The sequence below is a fragment of the Bacillus sp. SG-1 genome (genome assembly GCF_000181495.1).
GTDB lineage: Bacteria > Bacillota > Bacilli > Bacillales > Bacillaceae_B > Rossellomorea.
The window spans coordinates 583,411-598,598 of record NZ_ABCF01000001.1 but is presented as its reverse complement, the minus strand read 5'-3'; the positions used below and the strand labels follow the sequence as shown (position 1 = coordinate 598,598).

Below are 15,188 nucleotides of genomic sequence, written 5' to 3'. Positions count from 1 at the left end.
GTTTTTCATGTCAATAAATTAAGCTCATCACTGTCTGTTTTATTAGCTTTTAGATACATCGATATCCATGTGCTTGATGATTTTCGCCGGATTGCCAGCAACGACGACATTATCCGGTACATTTTCGTCACTATCGCCCCAGAAGCAATGACCACATTATTACCGACCGTTACACCGGGATTGATGACTGCACTGCCGCCAATCCAAACGTTATCTCAAAGCTGAGTGGTTTGGCATACTCTCTGCCGGAATTCCGTTCAGTCCGGTCCAGTAGATGTGTCGCAATATAGATATGTACGCCCGGTGCGAACATGCAGTTATCACCAAACCTTACTTCACATACATCAAGGATGGTGCAGTCAAAGCTGGCAAAAAAGTTTTCTCCAACATGGGTATTATATCCATAGTCGAACCGGATATTCGGCTCCATATACACGGCTTCACCAGTAGAGCCAAGCAGTTCCTTCAACATAGCTGTACGCTTCTCACCGTCTTCTCGCTTCCTCACGCTCTTTCATCAAAACAGGATCAACGGGGTCATACATTTCACCGGCGAGCATTTTTTCTTTTTCTGTTTTTCATATGGGCAGCTCTCCCAACATTGTTAGTACCCTGATACTACCAGAAACATGTCATAAACGCTTTTGTTATTATCACATAACCGTCACTTAAGAAAAAATTGTAGACGTTGCTGCTCAATTAATCATAGAACGACCGCTTTCCGCTGGATGGTGGCCAAGCTTACATAACAAAAACAGCTGGATTCCTGATTAGGATCCAGCTGATTTTTTGCAAAACTTATTTATAAAACACTTTATCGACATTGTACTTAGCCTGCAGCGTATTGATGAGATACGTTTCATAAATCTCACGTTCCATCGGATCTTCTACATACATGACATCGATGCGATATACTTCTTCACGATAAGGTTTCAATGGAGAAACGTTGTCCTCAAGATGTTTTTTCACACGCTGTCTTAATTTCCTTGCTTTTCCGACAAACAACAGGTCGTCATTGATGTTGTAAAACAAAATCATGCCGCCTTTGTCTCTCGGAATTTGGTGAAGGTCGATAAAGCCTTCAACGGATTTGATCACCGGTTCATTGCTATCTGGAGATTGTGTGCGTTCTGTAATGGATACATCCACTTTTGGAATTTCAATGTTAATCATTTGGTCACGTCCTTTTCCTTTAAAGGTAAATGGTACCACAGATGTCTATGGAATGCTATGACTATTAGGATGGACAGTCACACATTTTTCTTTCAGGAAAATTTTATCACACATAAATTCACTTCAAAAGTGTAAAAATGGAACCTAAGAGCAATCGGAAATATGGAGGGATTCTGATGAAAAGAACCACTAGAAATGTACTAATGGGTTCACTTGTATCAGCAGGCAGTGCCGCTTTAGCCTCAGCTATCTACAAAAAGCGAAAAAAAGCGAACTTTCCTGTAGATGAGGACATAGATACAAAACACGATCTGAGGGCCGACCATGAAGAAAGCCCCAATGCAGCTTACGAGGAGGAAGAAATCGGCCTGACGAAATTGGATTCAACCTATCGTTCCGAATGGCAGGCCAACGGATTCCCGATGACTCATGCAGAGATGGAGCGTCTGGAGCAGGAATCTGAGAGTGAATTGTGATCTTTAATGTATGTAATTTTTAAGCTGCAATTATCAGTAAAAAAGCAGTAAGATAATTGCAAAAACGGTCAGCGGCTAGTGCTTCTGACCGTTTTCTTTAATATCGCATTTCAACTAATGACCTACTGCCTGGCATCCTCAATCCGTCAATGTTATCCCCATAATATGATCCGTATAAATGGCAAAACTTTCACATTCCATCTCGACATCAGGGTTTGAGAAAGGCATTATTTTAACATTGTTCAACACAATCATAGCATGCAAATTCACAACGCTTCCTTCTTGCATCGTTTTTAATGTGGTATCTTCAGACTTTAAAATCGCTTTATCTAATAAAGGAACTTTATAAATGTCAGGTTCCTCCGTATTAATCCTTTCAGCGATAATAAAGGAATTTGATGTGGCAATTTTTATTTTCCTTTTATGGGTGCTCTCTTGTTGTAATTCATCTAATTCTGCTTGAAGAACTATAAGATCCAATTTCTTCATGTCATGAAAATTAGGATTAAGATCGTTTCCAGTGATCTCCTGCAAAATAAACTCCCCCGTTCATCATGGTTATGTATCTAACAAACCTAGCACAAGAAGCAGAAGTAATTTTGCTTGATCTACCTATTGTTAATTTGGCAGGTGAAAACAAAAAAATTATTCAATAGGCAATTTTGTACTTACTTCATAAAGTTTATCGAATTCCCAATATCGTCCCACTGCTCCATTACCAAAGTTCTGTATATCTTTACAATAACCAATCTCATACAAAACCTCACTATCTTGTTTTAAAAGCAGTTTATAATCTGGTAATTGCCAATCAATAGTCTCAGTAGAATGTGTGCTTGCGTTGTCTAACTCTTTTACAAGATCTTCTATAATCTCTTCATCATCAATAGTAGCAATCAGCTCTTCAGTATCCCACTTATATACGTGAATAACTGTTACATCATTGTTTAAATTTAGGTTGCTATCTTGGCATCCGATCAGAATTAGAGTTAATATGAGGGGAATGGATATTGTTTTTATTCTTAGCATATAAATGCGACTCCCTTAATACGTTATGCCTGATGATTCTTGCCCGAAAATTTCTCTACAAGCCTCAATGCTATATAAATAGCAACTCCAGAAGCGACAATAATAAAAAATGAATTTGTTATTAGGTTTACGTCAATCTCATTGGTAACTTGATAAACCTCCCCATCCCTATCATGACGGATAAATTTCCAACCATTATACTCAAGTGTAAAGAAGGAGATGACTAAGCCTAAGGTTATCCCGCCAATAGTTGAAATCCACCCTTTTTTCATTCCTCCCCCCTTTATCTGATACTTTTTTAGACGAAAACCTGACCTTAAGTGTTTCAGAATATTCCTTTAGATTTTTGCATTTCTTACTGGGAAAGAAATAAATTGTTCAACTGTATTCATTCTTTTTCAGGGGGACTGTACTGTTTATTGAATTCTTTTATTGCTTGTCTTCTTGTCAGCAAAAAAAATATAAACATACCAATGACATAACCTAATAAATACAGATCATTTTTATTAATAATTCCGTCGAACCAATTGGAGAATCCTAAATGAAAGGCTGAGTACAGAAAAAACCAACCAGGTAGAAAAAGTAAGTTTACCTTCCATGAATATTTAAAAAAATTTTGCATCCACCACAAATTTAGCCCTCCTTAAGCCATAATTCGGCACTGGCAGATAATAAGGTAATATCCTTCTACTTAAATATCTTGGACACAAGACGAATAATCACATAAAAAAATACCAAGTTAAATAGAAAGCCAAGAATTTCGAAATCAACTTTAGATCCACCATAAAAATGAAACCAATCTGCTGGAAAGCCAAAATGAAAATAAGATGGAGAATATTCATCTACTCTCATACCAAGAGGCGGTATTGCAGTTCCTACGCAGACTAAGACCAGACTAACGAACCAATATTTTTTATTGTTTGCAAACATTGAATCGCCTTCTCTCAGTTCATTATTAAGGTTTATACACTGTCCTCAAACCCAATCTTTTCAAAACTTCTCCTCTTGAAACTTAAACTTATTAATTAGACGGAAACCCACTCACTAAGGTTTCAAATCGTTTCCTTACCTGTTTATAAAACGCTGTTTTCGTATTTATTGTTGCTCTCGGAAAAATCCAAAAAGCCGGATTTTTCCCTTGGAGACAAGGGCTTTTTTCTCTGAATAAGGTGAATTAGCTCTTTTCTTCTTGTTTATCAGCTATTTTTAGTTAATTAAGTACAACAAAGTTTACGAAAAGAGCCTTATACAAAAGACCCTTACACAATATGAATAAGGGCCTGGATACTTATAGAAACTTAGAGGTCAATTCTTAACACACTTGAAAGAATATTTGCCCTTTGATATGTCCTCTATATCCATCTTAACTGTTCCTCCGATATCATAATCTCGCAGTTAAGTTATTTAACTCTTTGCTAGTGAAATAACCGTCAGCCAGCGTCAGTATTAAGACAACAATTAGTACAAAGTTCAAAAGCAATATTCCACTTCTTAGATGTTTGTTTTAAAAAAAATTCATATAACCTCCGTTGGTCATATCTCCTCTTTGAATTAACTTGATATCACCGCTGATCTCTAGTTATTGCGCTAGACAGAGATAAATTTAATACTTTGCCAAAGTAGTAAACAAACACCAATGATGACAAAAATGAGGCTCCCAATCATTGATTTCTTATCATCATTTCTTTTCTGATCAATAAAATCAAACAGACCTTTAACAATCCAAAAAACTAACATCAAAAACCCACCAATGTGATCATTGAAAGGGTTGTCATCAAATAAATATCTTATAGAAATTAAGAGGATGACAGCTAAAGTGATGTTTTTGAAAACAAGCCATTTTGACTTCTCTGGTGGTGCTTCTTTCTTCAAATTATCCCTCCTGTTGTAATGGCTTGCTTGTAGGTGTTCTTCCTTTACCGATTATCTCAGAATAAAGGTCTTCTTGATTATCCCAATAAAATCAAAAGATTAGATTAGGTATGTATAAAAAACCGTACAAAATAGCTCCACCGATTAGAAAAAACAGTGCAACAATAAAAAAACCATAGATAAACCCTTTCCCCATTGCAAATAAATCTAAAAAAATGTTCTGTATTCCTTCAAGTATTGTTTTCATAGAGCCTCCCTTAAATTAGCAATTTCACTAGATGCCTTAATAAACTATACGAAAACCCAGCAGGAAGGTTTCATTTTATTTAGCAAAAATGTCCTAATCGCTGCTAGTCTAAGTTTATTTCCATCTGTCTCATTTTTGTCTTTAAATTCATTGATTCATAAAACTTAACAGCATCCTCGTTAAACTCCCACACGCTTAATTCCAATGAGTCTGCTTCTATACTCTTTGCAAACTCCAATATTTTTTCAAAGAATACTTTCCCCATACCTTTTCCTCTGTACTTACTATCGACACCAAAATCGTCCATATAGACAACTTTTCTAGGCATTAGGATAGGTCTTTCGGTTGGGTATTTTATTGTAATGATGGAGTAAGCGATTGGTTGATCTTCTTCTAACAGGAGTACCCTTGTGTTCTCCCCATCTATCAAGTTATTGAAATACTCTTGGTCCAATGTGGTATCAGTCATCTTATAATGGTCTGGTCTTTCTTTTACATGCATTGCATGAACTTGTTTTTGAAGTTGATGAACCACTTCATAATCGCTCTTTGTGGCTTCTCTAATTTGCATTTCCAATGTACCTCCACCTAGATGTTTGTTGATGGTTTTTCTCAAAAACTCTGAAACTCATTGCATTGACCTAATTACGAACCACCCCAATAGCGGTCCGGACAGACCCATTACAATACCAAAAATGATCAAGTACAATCCCTTTTTTCGATCATGGTAATCTTTCCTTAGGACAATACCAATACAAACTGCAATAATGCTGAGAATCAGGGACCCTTCAAAAAATGCAAGTACCACGGATAACCATCCAGCAACCAAAAGTAAAGTTTTACCCTTATTGTTTTCCTGATTATGCATTTCTCCACTCCCCTTTACTTTTTCTTCTTTTTAAAGAGTTAGTAAGAAAATAACCAATAAAACCACCTGTTGTGTTAAGGATCAAATCATCCACATTAAAAACTCTTCCTTCGATAATTCCTAAATAAGAAAAAGCAAGCTGACCCGTTTCAATTACTAAACTGCTGAGAAAAATAATTAGTAGAGCGTGTTTTGAATTTCTTATCTTTAATAAAAGCGATAAATACACACCCATAGGTACCAGCAATAGAAGGTTGTAAGAAGTCAGCTTTAAGGAATTTTTGAAAAACCAATCCAGCCCGTGTCCTTGGTACATAGTATATAAATCACCTATAAAATAAAACGGAATCAACTGCATTCGTGGTTCCATCATACGGTGAGGCGGTATATTAATCCCACCTGTTGTAAGTTGTGTCACGAACAGAAGATAAAGTATAAAGCTGTAAAACAAAAACCTGTTCAGTAGGTTTACTTTACCTTTTCTTATAAAATCGATGACTGTGTATAAAAGTAAAGCTACGGACCCTACTGCCGTTACATCAATGATATAATACAATTTAATTCACCTGCTTTTAGTTAACATAATAATATAATGGGCATTAATCTTCGTTCCTTATATTACCATTAACAATGCTATCATAAATCAACTATTTTATTTGAATTTTTTATACAATACCGAAAAAAGAGCAAATTTCCTTATAGGGAAATGCTCTTTTGGGAATTATTCAGCCACCAAAGCTAACTGCTTATTCAATTGTGCTAATTCGTTTTCAAGTTCAACTAATCTTCTCTCAGATTTTTCTGTGTTGCGGCCTACAGATTCGAGCTTTTCCAGATCACCCTGAATCCGAATGTAATCAGCCTTAATCTCACTAATCTTATATTCCAATTCCTTTTTCGTCATGTATGTAAAGACCCCTTTCTCTTTTTATTTACCTATAGTATAAACAATTGTGTTAAATGGGGGAATATGAAATGAATGCTTAAAGAGGCAGCATTATTCCAACAATTCGAAATGATGATTTTCCCACACAAGAGGAGTATCATCGCCTAGGATTACACCTTCTAATCCCGATTGAACTAATATTTCTCTTACATCTTCTTTTGCGAAAAATAGCGCAGACACTTCGTCGAAATAACAGGTGAAAACAAAGTCCTCATTCTCGTCTGTGATAGTGATGGGTCCCGAACACAACTGTAAAAGGATATTCCTATCGATCTCGTTTATCTTATATGTACCTCGCTCGTCATATAGGTTTACGTATTGAATGCTTGTGGCGCCTTTTGAACCTAACACTTTGAAAATATTTTTCATGATAATGACAGGAAATTCATCTTCCCGAGGATAATATGTGTTCTCATCAATGACTTCATTTAGACGTATAAGTAAATCAGGTCTTCTATATATTTTTCTGCCAATTCCGCCTGTAATCCCTGCAGTAACTGCCTTCGACACATCCGATATACTATTGAAGCCACATTTCTCTTTTACATAAGCCCAAGAAACAGGACTTGCAAACTTAAGAATATCCTCTTTTACCGGATAAAAGATGTGAGGGTATGCACTCCTCTCTGATTTCCAGTCAACTGGCATCTTAATAAAAGGATAGAAGATTTTTGCTGAGAAATAATAATCTTTCGGTAATTGAATTAACACAGGATCTTTTTCTAGGTCTCCTTTTAACGGATAAAAAAAGTTCATTGAATCACCCTCACTAATTCTATTAACAGACCACTCAACACAACAAATGCGGTTAAAAAGTATAGAAAAGCCATTGTCTTTTCTTTTTTATGTGCTGTTTCCAGTCCCACTAGTAAAAACAACGAGGCTAATAAAGAAAGCTGGAAGTTCACATTAAGATTGATCCTGCCTATAAAAAAGTGATAGAAACAACCGCTCAATACGATAATCGCCATACTACATTTACTCTTCTCAATAAGGTGATCAATTCTCTCCCCTCCAAGGCTACAAATATAGGAAATACGCTGCAATGCCGAGAGTCAATACTCCCAGAATGGATTGCGACCACACAATTTTTGTGCTAATCCCCGCCTTCTTCTCCAGGTAAAATATGTAACTATTGGTCAGTGCGTAACCGATAATACCAAGTCCGTACCCTTGAGCATCATACACCAAGGTAAAATAATTAATGAGAACCAGCCCTGTCATTACCATGCCAACCGTGCCCATGATCATGTGGAAATACATATGATTATCCTTCAAAATGGCTTCCCTCGTTCCCTAAAAATTAAAGAGCGCTTGACTGCACTTCAATTTCATTTGAACTCTTTCATCCTAGTTACCTATTAATCCTGTACTTTTCTAATTAGACGCTTTCGTTGTTATGTAAGTTTCATTAGTCAGCCTTGAACGCATTATTTTCTATTTTTTACAGTGTAGAAAACCAAAAATGAAATTAGTATTAAAAAAACAAAGCCGACACTAAGGAGTGTACTAACGATTAAATACATAAAATATCCTCCTCTTATATTTGCTGATAACCAAGTTGTCCTCTATAGAGTACCATAAAATCACCAGCTGTTTTAAGACCAAATTAAGCTCCAATTGGCCGTGGATATATAATTTCTCTTATCCTCATAACAGCTGGATTCTTCATTTTCAAAGCCATGAACGCTTTTCATTCCTAATCAAAAATCCTCCCAAATTCCTTCCATTCATTGTTAAATGAACCAATTCTTGATATAATCAAGCTCTACATAACAGTAAAAAGAGGTATTGCCGTGTCGAAAAAAAGTTTGCAATTCTGGCTGATTCAAATCCTTTTGATTGTTTCGATTGTATTTGTTTCTACCAAAATCTCATTTTTGTTTCATCCACTTACCATTTTTATCACGACTTTGTTTTTCCCGATTTTGATTACCCTGTTTCTGTACTTCCTGCTGAACCCGATTGTCAATTTCATTCAGCGCTATAAAGTACCCAGGGTCGTTGCCATCCTGATCATCTATGTGTTGATCATCGGCCTGCTCGTCCTCGCTATTGGAAACATCGTCCCGACGATTACGAAGCAGTTTACCGCACTGGCGAATGAACTTCCAACGTATGCTGCAAAGACTTTTCAATACTTTGAGAATTTGTCCCGTTCAGCCGAATTTAAAGAATTCATGAACGAACAGCAAGATCTGTTGGAAACTGCTCAGGAACGGCTAGTCGCCTTTGCCAATGATCTCCCTACACTGATCACTGGAAGCTTTCAAAATCTGCTGGGGCTTGTCGCCAATATTGCGATCATCCTTGTGACCGTTCCGCTCCTGCTCTTCTACATGTTCAAGGACGGACACAAATTCCCTATCGCGGTATCCAAGTTCTTTCCTTCAGAATATAGAAAAGAAGCGATCACGATCTTGAAGGAAACGGGAAGCACGCTGGCCGCCTATATCCAGGGTCAGGTCACGGTTGGACTTTTCGTAGGGATTCTTTCCCTTATTGGTTATCTGATTATTGACCTGCGGTTTGCACTGGTTCTGGCGATAACTGTCGCTGTAACGAACATCATTCCGTATGTCGGACCGCTTATTGGCGGTGCACCAGCCGTCATTGTCGGTTTATTTGAGTCACCGACCAAGGCCTTGCTTGTCTTGCTTATACTGGTCATCGCGCAGCAGGTGGAAGGAAACATCCTCTCACCTCTCATCTTAGGAAAAACACTGGACACCCATCCAGCCACCATCATCATTCTGTTGCTCGCTGCAGGAAACCTAGCCGGCGTACTCGGAATGATCTTGGCCGTACCAACCTATGCGGTGATCAAAACAGTCATCATCAATTTAGTTAAGTTCTTAAAAGCAAGGAAAGAAGCGAAGATGCGGATGGAACTTGAAGTGGAAGGATGACGTAAACCCAGATGAATGACCCATTAAGGGATTGTTCTCTGGGTTTTTTCATAAAAATCTGAAACTAAATAAGGATGATTTACGTAATACAGTGACATATACAAAAAAATGATGTTGGCGAGGGAAATTGATGAAGAAGATACTAGTTGTTTTGATGGCATTCCTATTCTTAAATGGCTGTGATTCAGGCACATTGACCGAAAAAGAAGACCTATTCCAATATAAGGACTCCTATGTTGGAGATAACGGTGCGGTCGGAAATATCACCAGGGAATTGCCAATGCCGAACGGTGAACAAATGAATGGGTTGGAACTAAAAACGACCGACGAACCTTATGGCATCATTATCAATTATGAAGAAGCCCATATCAGTGAAGACGAGGTTACCAACTACAATGAGTTGGCACTCTATAATGCCTCCATTATTCTTTCGTTGGTGAAGAATGCTGACTGGGTGCAATTTAATTTTCTTGAAAAAGAAATGACGGTGACAAGAGAAGAAATAGAAAACTGGTATGGAAAAGACCTGAGGGACTTTGCCGGCGAAGATGAGTTGAGTGCGTTCATTCAGGAATACTTACAGGATGAAGAACAAGTGAATGCGTTTTTTGAATGATGGTCAAAGAGCACTTTCCGTTGGGAAGGTGCTCTTTATTTTGCGATTTGCTCGCCCCATTGACTATATTCGTGGTTAATTAAGCATGCGTCGGCTGCATAATTACACCTTCTACAACTCTATTAACATTTCACTTTTCTTCCTAGCCTTCCGCATGTTTACATAATATTATTACATCACCTCTCAACCATTCTTAAAAACAACCCATTTTTCGGACGCAGCGTTATCAATGGTTCAAAGTCTGGTTCTCCTGAACCTGGATCCAAGCAAACATCAAATTTTTGTACCAGCATTGCTAAAATTATAGTCGCTTCTTGCAAGGCAAAATGGTTTCCGATGCAGACACGGGGTCCTCCTCCGAACGGAAAATAGGCATACGGCGGCTGCTTCTCCAGGAATCGCTCCGGCTTAAACGCCAACGGCTCTTCAAAGTACTCTATTTTTTGATGCATGACATAGGGGGAAACCAGGATATTTTCCCCCTTTTTGACTGAGTAGTCCCCTATGCTCTCATCTTCAATGGCTATTCTCCCAAACATCCATGCCGGTGGATATAAACGTAAGGCCTCTTGCAGGACTTGCTTAGTATAGGTCAATCTCGGGAGATCATCTGAGGTGATCCGTTTCGTCCCCAACACTCTGTCAATCTCTCTATATAATTTTCGTTTAGCACCCTCATTTTTCGCAAGTGCATACAGACACCATGTCAAAAGATTCGCAGTCGTCTCATGACCAGCAAGTGTCAAGGTCATCAGTTCATCTTGAAGCTGCTCCCTCGGCATGCCTTCTCCTTCATCACTTTTGGCGTGAATCAATGCATCTAGCAAGTCAGGGTATCTTTCTTTTTGTGACTCGCGGGTCGTAATCACGTTTTCCACGACATCTTTTAACTGGTTAATTGCATGGACGTAATCTTTAATTTCTTTTGACGGAAAGGATAATGGCAACTTGATGAAAGAACGGATCCTTTTGGTCGCCGTCTCCATCGCGACTTCCAGTGGCTTTCCAACCTTCTCATGTCCTTCTTCGATATCCATCGCAAACATTGTTTTAGAGATGATTGCCAAAGTGACCTCCATCATATCTTTGGAAACATTTCTAGTTTCGTGTTCACTCATATTTCCGATGGCCTTCTCCGTGACATCGATCATATCGTTTATGTAATTCTCAATATGACGATGTGTGAAAAAAGGCTGAATGAGCTTTCTCTGTTCCCGATGCTTCGGACCCTCACTCGTTAATAATCCTTCTCCAAGCAAGGGGTGCAGCTCCTGGAATTGCTTCGACTTTTGAAAACTGGCTGCCTTTGTCACCAGTACTTCCTTAATCAGTTCCGGATTTAACAGCAAATGCACCCTGCGATTGGCAAAACGGAAGGAAACAAGATCTTCAGCCGATGTCCTCATTTCATCTAAAAACATCAATGGATCGTCTCTGAAGTTGTTCAAGAGTCCGAGCGGATGAAGCGACGTCATGGTTTTGGCCTTTTCCAAATGAGACACACTCCTTTTTAAAAACTCATACAGATTAATGTATTCGGGTAGAGTGAACATCTTTCTTGAAAGTTTTTGGAGTTGTGCTTTGAGTTGGGATAGGGCTAGACAGCTTTGGTTTTGGTATCGACGAGTTTTGGGGTTCTATCAACGACTTCACTCAATCTATCGACGAGATTTTGATTCTATCGTCGACTTTCACCTTTCTATCGTCGAAAATGGCGGTTCTATCAACAAAACGATAAATTCCAGCTCAGTACCAATCCTTCCGGAAAGCAAATTAATCTTCCCGCTGCACGGCTATCTTCGACTTTCACTGTTCTATCAACGACCTCCCCTTAACCTCACAAGCTATAAAAAAAGAGAAGCCAAAGACTTCTCTCAAACAAACCTTATGAAACTGCTTTTTCTTTTTTATTCCGTCTAAAACGGTCGAACACAAGGTACAACATCGGCACGATCAACAGCGTCAATATCGCTGAGAACAAGATACCGGAAATGATCGTCACAGCTAATGGTGTGAATAGGGCATCTCCACTTACGGCGACGGGGAGCAATGCAACGATGGACGTCAACGCTGTCAGCAAGATTGGTCGCAGTCTTGTTCGTCCTGCTTCCACGACGGCTTCTTTTACATCCATGTCTTCTTTACGCTGCTCGATGAACTCTATCAGTACGATGGAGTTCCGGACGACGATTCCTGTCAGGGATACCATTCCCATGACGCCCAAGAAGCTGATTGGTGTTTGTGTCACGAACAATCCAAGAATGGCTCCGGCAATGGCCAGGTACACAGCGACCAGTACAAGGAATGGCAGTGACAGGGAGTTGAACTGCAGCGCGATCAAGAGATACACGAGGAAAATAACGATTGTGAACAGGATGATGATCTCCGAGAAGAAATCTTCCTGTGCTTCATTTTCCCCGCCAATTGTCACACTGTAGTTTTTATTCAGGTTATTTTTAATATCAGCTACGATGTTTTGAACATTTTCTTTATAGCCTTCCTCATCAAGCGGGAACGCACGAATGGTGATAGCCCGTTCGCCGTCTTTATGTGGAATCTGCTGGATTTCTTCTTTCTTTTCAATCGTTACTAAGTCATCCAAAGAAATCAGTGCAGGAGGTCCTGCAAGATTCGGACTTGCTGCTGGTACTTCCAGAGCAGATAGGTCAAGCTCTCCTTCATCCCCTTGAAGCACGATGGTCATATCCCGCTTCTTGATTCCATTGTCGAACGATTTCAAAGGAATCCCTTCTGTTGCGAGGCGGATCTGCTCACTGATTTGATTGACGGTAATTCCGTTCTCTTCCATTAATTCACGATTAGGAATATATTCAATGGTTGGCGCAAATTCCCCGACATTATCTACGACTAAGTTTGTTTCCAGCTTATTGATGTCTTCAATGATTGTATCCCGCAGTTGGAGAAGCTGCTCTAATTCTGGACCTGATACGGTCACCGTTACAGGTGCACCGACTGGAGGTCCCTGCTGGATCGTTTCCATGAAAAGTACGGCATCAGGGAATTCGTCCCTTAACTTTTCTGTCCAATCATCGATTAAACCTTTTGCTGTTTGATTTTCCCGGTCCACACGGACTACGATCTGACCGGTGTTGGAACCAGTATTTGACATCGATCCTGTAAACAAGTTGGGAACTCCGGTGCCCGCAAACACACTTGTTTCATAGACGCCCTCGTCTGTTTTCAGAACTTCCTCCATTTCAGCAAGTGTGCCAGCTGTTTCCTCGAGCGTCGTGCCGAGCGGAAGTGTCACATCAATCGTCACTTCTTCACGGTCCGCAGTCGGGAAAAATTCAAACGGTGTCAGGACGACTAATCCAAAGATTGCCGTTGTAAAAACCAGGCCGATCAGCGACGTAATAAACGGACGCTTCGAAAATTTCTTTAGAATCGTATCAGCATAAAAATCAGCCAGTTTATCCAAAGGCTTTCCAAGGAACCCAGGAGAATCCGAAATTTTTTTCCTTGTTTTACTATATAAAAGATAGCGCATCACTGGAACAAAAATCAGTGCAACCAGTGTAGAAGCAACGATTGTTGTAATCAACACGGTCGGCAATGCACGAATGAAGGCACCGTTTCCGCCGGATAAAAATACGAGCGGCAGGAAGGTGAATACAATCGCGAATGATGAGGTTACGATTGACACCCAAATTTCTTTTACTCCGGTAATCGCACCTGCCAATGCACCGTCCCCAAGTTTATATCGTCTTTGGATATTATCATTGACGACAATCGAGTCATCTACGAGAATACCGAGCGCGATAATGGCTCCAACGACAGAAATCTGATTAAGGTCTACTTCTGCATATGGCAGCGGAATCAATCCCATCAACACGGAAATCGGGACAGCTAGCGCAACGACAAAAGCGCCCGAACCGGTTAAACCGAGTGAAGTTGCAATAACTACCGCCACTACAGAAATCGCGAGTGACGTGAAGAGCCCGTCAAAGATATCGGTTACCTGGCTCGCCTGTGAATAATATGGAACCAGTTCGATTCCCTCCGGCAAACCTTCCGCCAACTCTCCTACCTTTTCACTGACTCGTTCATCGACAGTCGGGATGTCCTCACCCGCCTGCACAAAAGCCGTAAAGGAAATTGCAGGCTTTCCTTCAAACGTGATCAGGTCTTTTACTTCTTTAGGAGTCACTTCAACATCTGCAACATCGCCGAGCAACACAGACTCTCCTTGAGGATTTTTTCCGATGAAGACCTCATTCATTTCTTCAATCGATGAATAGTTCTCTACAGATAACTGCACGACTTCATTATCAATCTCTTGTTTCCCTAGCGGTGTCGGATAAAACTCAGCGTTGATCGCTGACATGACACTGCCGACATTCAAGCCCGCTTCTTTCAAAGCATCCGGCTGAAGCTTGATCAGGATTTCTTCGTCAGACAACCCTTTCACCGCCACCCCTTCAACACCGGCCAATTCTGTTACTTCGTCAGTCCAGCGGTCAAGCTCGCCTCTCAATGCCTCAAGGCTTTCACGGGTTTCAGCCGTCAGCTGATAAGAAACGATCGGCAATTTTACTATAGATTCATTGACTTCCGGTTCAAAAACTTCATCCGGAAAGCCTGCCGCAGCATCAGAAACTGCCTGGCGCACATTACTGAACACTTCTTTTTTGTCAGCGCCGTCCTCAACCTCTACAATAATAGTAGAGAAGCCGGCAGCAGAAGATGAGTTCAGTTCACTTACCCCATCAATGGACTGCAAGGAATCCTCGATCTGATTGGTGACGGTCCGTTCGACGGTCTCAACGGTCGCTCCTGGATAAACAGTCGACACTGTTCCAATATTGACTTCTGTTTCGGGTATTTCCCTTTGCGGAAGCTGGAAAAAAGTAAAGATTCCAATGATCACGAATAACAACACGAATATAAGCGTGATCCTTGACCGTTTCAAAATCGCTTTCAACATTAAAAACAACCTCCCTGATTGGCGTCCGACTCATCGGTCAAAATTAAATTAACATCTGTGATTAACCATTGATATGATAGTATTATTTCACTTGACTCATTAGTCAT

At 39.8% G+C, this 15,188-nt stretch carries 16 protein-coding genes and 1 pseudogene; 3 read left to right on the top strand and 14 right to left on the bottom strand.

Annotated elements, in window-relative coordinates; all coding sequences use genetic code 11:
• Nucleotides 1-42: 42 nt before the first annotated feature.
• A pseudogene (locus tag BSG1_RS03205) lies at nucleotides 43-560 on the bottom strand (maltose acetyltransferase domain-containing protein).
• Between the two features lie 238 nt (nucleotides 561-798).
• On the bottom strand, nucleotides 799-1,173 hold the full coding sequence (locus BSG1_RS03200) for a nucleotide excision repair endonuclease (protein WP_044022264.1): 375 nt from the start codon (nucleotides 1,171-1,173) through the stop codon (nucleotides 799-801).
• Between the two features lie 176 nt (nucleotides 1,174-1,349).
• On the opposite strand from BSG1_RS03200, the gene BSG1_RS03195 reads away from it, so the two are divergent.
• Nucleotides 1,350-1,649, top strand: coding sequence for a hypothetical protein (locus tag BSG1_RS03195; RefSeq protein ID WP_044022263.1), 300 nt, complete (start codon nucleotides 1,350-1,352; stop codon nucleotides 1,647-1,649).
• Between the two features lie 138 nt (nucleotides 1,650-1,787).
• On the opposite strand, the gene BSG1_RS03190 is transcribed toward BSG1_RS03195, so the two are convergent.
• From BSG1_RS03190 to BSG1_RS03130, 10 genes are all read right to left on the bottom strand, one after another.
• Entirely contained in the window at nucleotides 1,788-2,183 is a 396-nt protein-coding gene (locus BSG1_RS03190) for a hypothetical protein (RefSeq protein WP_006835387.1), read from the bottom strand.
• Nucleotides 2,184-2,294: 111 nt separating this feature from the next.
• Nucleotides 2,295-2,675, bottom strand: a complete 381-nt coding sequence (locus tag BSG1_RS03185; RefSeq protein WP_006835385.1) for a hypothetical protein — start codon at nucleotides 2,673-2,675, stop codon at nucleotides 2,295-2,297.
• Between the two features lie 23 nt (nucleotides 2,676-2,698).
• Nucleotides 2,699-2,947, bottom strand: coding sequence for a hypothetical protein (locus BSG1_RS03180; RefSeq protein WP_006835384.1), 249 nt, complete (start codon nucleotides 2,945-2,947; stop codon nucleotides 2,699-2,701).
• A gap of 1,315 nt (nucleotides 2,948-4,262) precedes the next feature.
• Nucleotides 4,263-4,547 carry a hypothetical protein gene (locus BSG1_RS03165; protein ID WP_006835381.1) on the bottom strand — a complete coding sequence of 95 codons (285 nt, stop codon included), beginning with the start codon at nucleotides 4,545-4,547 and terminating at the stop codon, nucleotides 4,263-4,265.
• Nucleotides 4,548-4,897: 350 nt separating this feature from the next.
• Nucleotides 4,898-5,365: a GNAT family N-acetyltransferase gene (locus tag BSG1_RS03160; protein WP_156791382.1), complete on the bottom strand. Its 468-nt coding sequence runs from the start codon at nucleotides 5,363-5,365 to the stop codon at nucleotides 4,898-4,900.
• A 289-nt stretch (nucleotides 5,366-5,654) separates the two neighbouring features.
• On the bottom strand, nucleotides 5,655-6,218 hold the full coding sequence (locus BSG1_RS20055) for a VanZ family protein (RefSeq protein WP_006835377.1): 564 nt from the start codon (nucleotides 6,216-6,218) through the stop codon (nucleotides 5,655-5,657).
• Between the two features lie 165 nt (nucleotides 6,219-6,383).
• Nucleotides 6,384-6,566, bottom strand: coding sequence for an SE1832 family protein (locus BSG1_RS03145; protein ID WP_006835376.1), 183 nt, complete (start codon nucleotides 6,564-6,566; stop codon nucleotides 6,384-6,386).
• A gap of 93 nt (nucleotides 6,567-6,659) precedes the next feature.
• Nucleotides 6,660-7,364, bottom strand: coding sequence for a DUF2711 family protein (locus BSG1_RS03140; RefSeq protein ID WP_006835375.1), 705 nt, complete (start codon nucleotides 7,362-7,364; stop codon nucleotides 6,660-6,662).
• The gene (locus BSG1_RS03135; protein WP_006835374.1) at nucleotides 7,361-7,579 is read right to left on the bottom strand and encodes a hypothetical protein; all 219 of its coding nucleotides are present in this window, start codon (nucleotides 7,577-7,579) and stop codon (nucleotides 7,361-7,363) included. The genes BSG1_RS03140 and BSG1_RS03135 overlap by 4 nt, the downstream gene beginning before the upstream one ends.
• A gap of 49 nt (nucleotides 7,580-7,628) precedes the next feature.
• The gene (locus BSG1_RS03130; RefSeq protein ID WP_044022260.1) at nucleotides 7,629-7,886 is read right to left on the bottom strand and encodes a hypothetical protein; all 258 of its coding nucleotides are present in this window, start codon (nucleotides 7,884-7,886) and stop codon (nucleotides 7,629-7,631) included.
• Between the two features lie 518 nt (nucleotides 7,887-8,404).
• On the opposite strand from BSG1_RS03130, the gene BSG1_RS03125 reads away from it, so the two are divergent.
• Together BSG1_RS03125 and BSG1_RS03120 are read left to right on the top strand one after the other, a co-directional pair.
• Complete coding sequence (locus BSG1_RS03125) at nucleotides 8,405-9,517, top strand: AI-2E family transporter (RefSeq protein ID WP_044022259.1); 1,113 nt, start codon at nucleotides 8,405-8,407, stop codon at nucleotides 9,515-9,517.
• 130 nt (nucleotides 9,518-9,647) lie between these two features.
• Nucleotides 9,648-10,133 (top strand): DUF4825 domain-containing protein, encoded by a 486-nt coding sequence (locus tag BSG1_RS03120; protein ID WP_044022258.1) that lies wholly within the window; start codon nucleotides 9,648-9,650, stop codon nucleotides 10,131-10,133.
• A 176-nt stretch (nucleotides 10,134-10,309) separates the two neighbouring features.
• On the opposite strand, the gene BSG1_RS03115 is transcribed toward BSG1_RS03120, so the two are convergent.
• Together BSG1_RS03115 and BSG1_RS03110 are read right to left on the bottom strand one after the other, a co-directional pair.
• Nucleotides 10,310-11,626 carry a cytochrome P450 gene (locus tag BSG1_RS03115; RefSeq protein WP_052302346.1) on the bottom strand — a complete coding sequence of 439 codons (1,317 nt, stop codon included), beginning with the start codon at nucleotides 11,624-11,626 and terminating at the stop codon, nucleotides 10,310-10,312.
• Between the two features lie 392 nt (nucleotides 11,627-12,018).
• Nucleotides 12,019-15,081, bottom strand: coding sequence for an efflux RND transporter permease subunit (locus BSG1_RS03110; protein WP_006835369.1), 3,063 nt, complete (start codon nucleotides 15,079-15,081; stop codon nucleotides 12,019-12,021).
• Nucleotides 15,082-15,188: the final 107 nt, after the last annotated feature.

What these genes read in the sequence shown, in the direction of transcription:
- BSG1_RS03200 (WP_044022264.1), bottom strand. Translation starts at nt 1,173, where the DNA reads ATGATTAACATTGAAATTCCAAAAGTGGATGTATCCATTACAGAACGC.
- BSG1_RS03195 (WP_044022263.1), top strand. Translation starts at nt 1,350, where the DNA reads ATGAAAAGAACCACTAGAAATGTACTAATGGGTTCACTTGTATCAGCA.
- BSG1_RS03185 (WP_006835385.1), bottom strand. Translation starts at nt 2,675, where the DNA reads ATGCTAAGAATAAAAACAATATCCATTCCCCTCATATTAACTCTAATT.
- BSG1_RS03180 (WP_006835384.1), bottom strand. Translation starts at nt 2,947, where the DNA reads ATGAAAAAAGGGTGGATTTCAACTATTGGCGGGATAACCTTAGGCTTA.
- BSG1_RS03160 (WP_156791382.1), bottom strand. Translation starts at nt 5,365, where the DNA reads ATGCAAATTAGAGAAGCCACAAAGAGCGATTATGAAGTGGTTCATCAA.
- BSG1_RS03145 (WP_006835376.1), bottom strand. Translation starts at nt 6,566, where the DNA reads ATGACGAAAAAGGAATTGGAATATAAGATTAGTGAGATTAAGGCTGAT.
- BSG1_RS03140 (WP_006835375.1), bottom strand. Translation starts at nt 7,364, where the DNA reads ATGAACTTTTTTTATCCGTTAAAAGGAGACCTAGAAAAAGATCCTGTG.
- BSG1_RS03135 (WP_006835374.1), bottom strand. Translation starts at nt 7,579, where the DNA reads ATGGCGATTATCGTATTGAGCGGTTGTTTCTATCACTTTTTTATAGGC.
- BSG1_RS03120 (WP_044022258.1), top strand. Translation starts at nt 9,648, where the DNA reads ATGAAGAAGATACTAGTTGTTTTGATGGCATTCCTATTCTTAAATGGC.
- BSG1_RS03110 (WP_006835369.1), bottom strand. Translation starts at nt 15,081, where the DNA reads ATGTTGAAAGCGATTTTGAAACGGTCAAGGATCACGCTTATATTCGTG.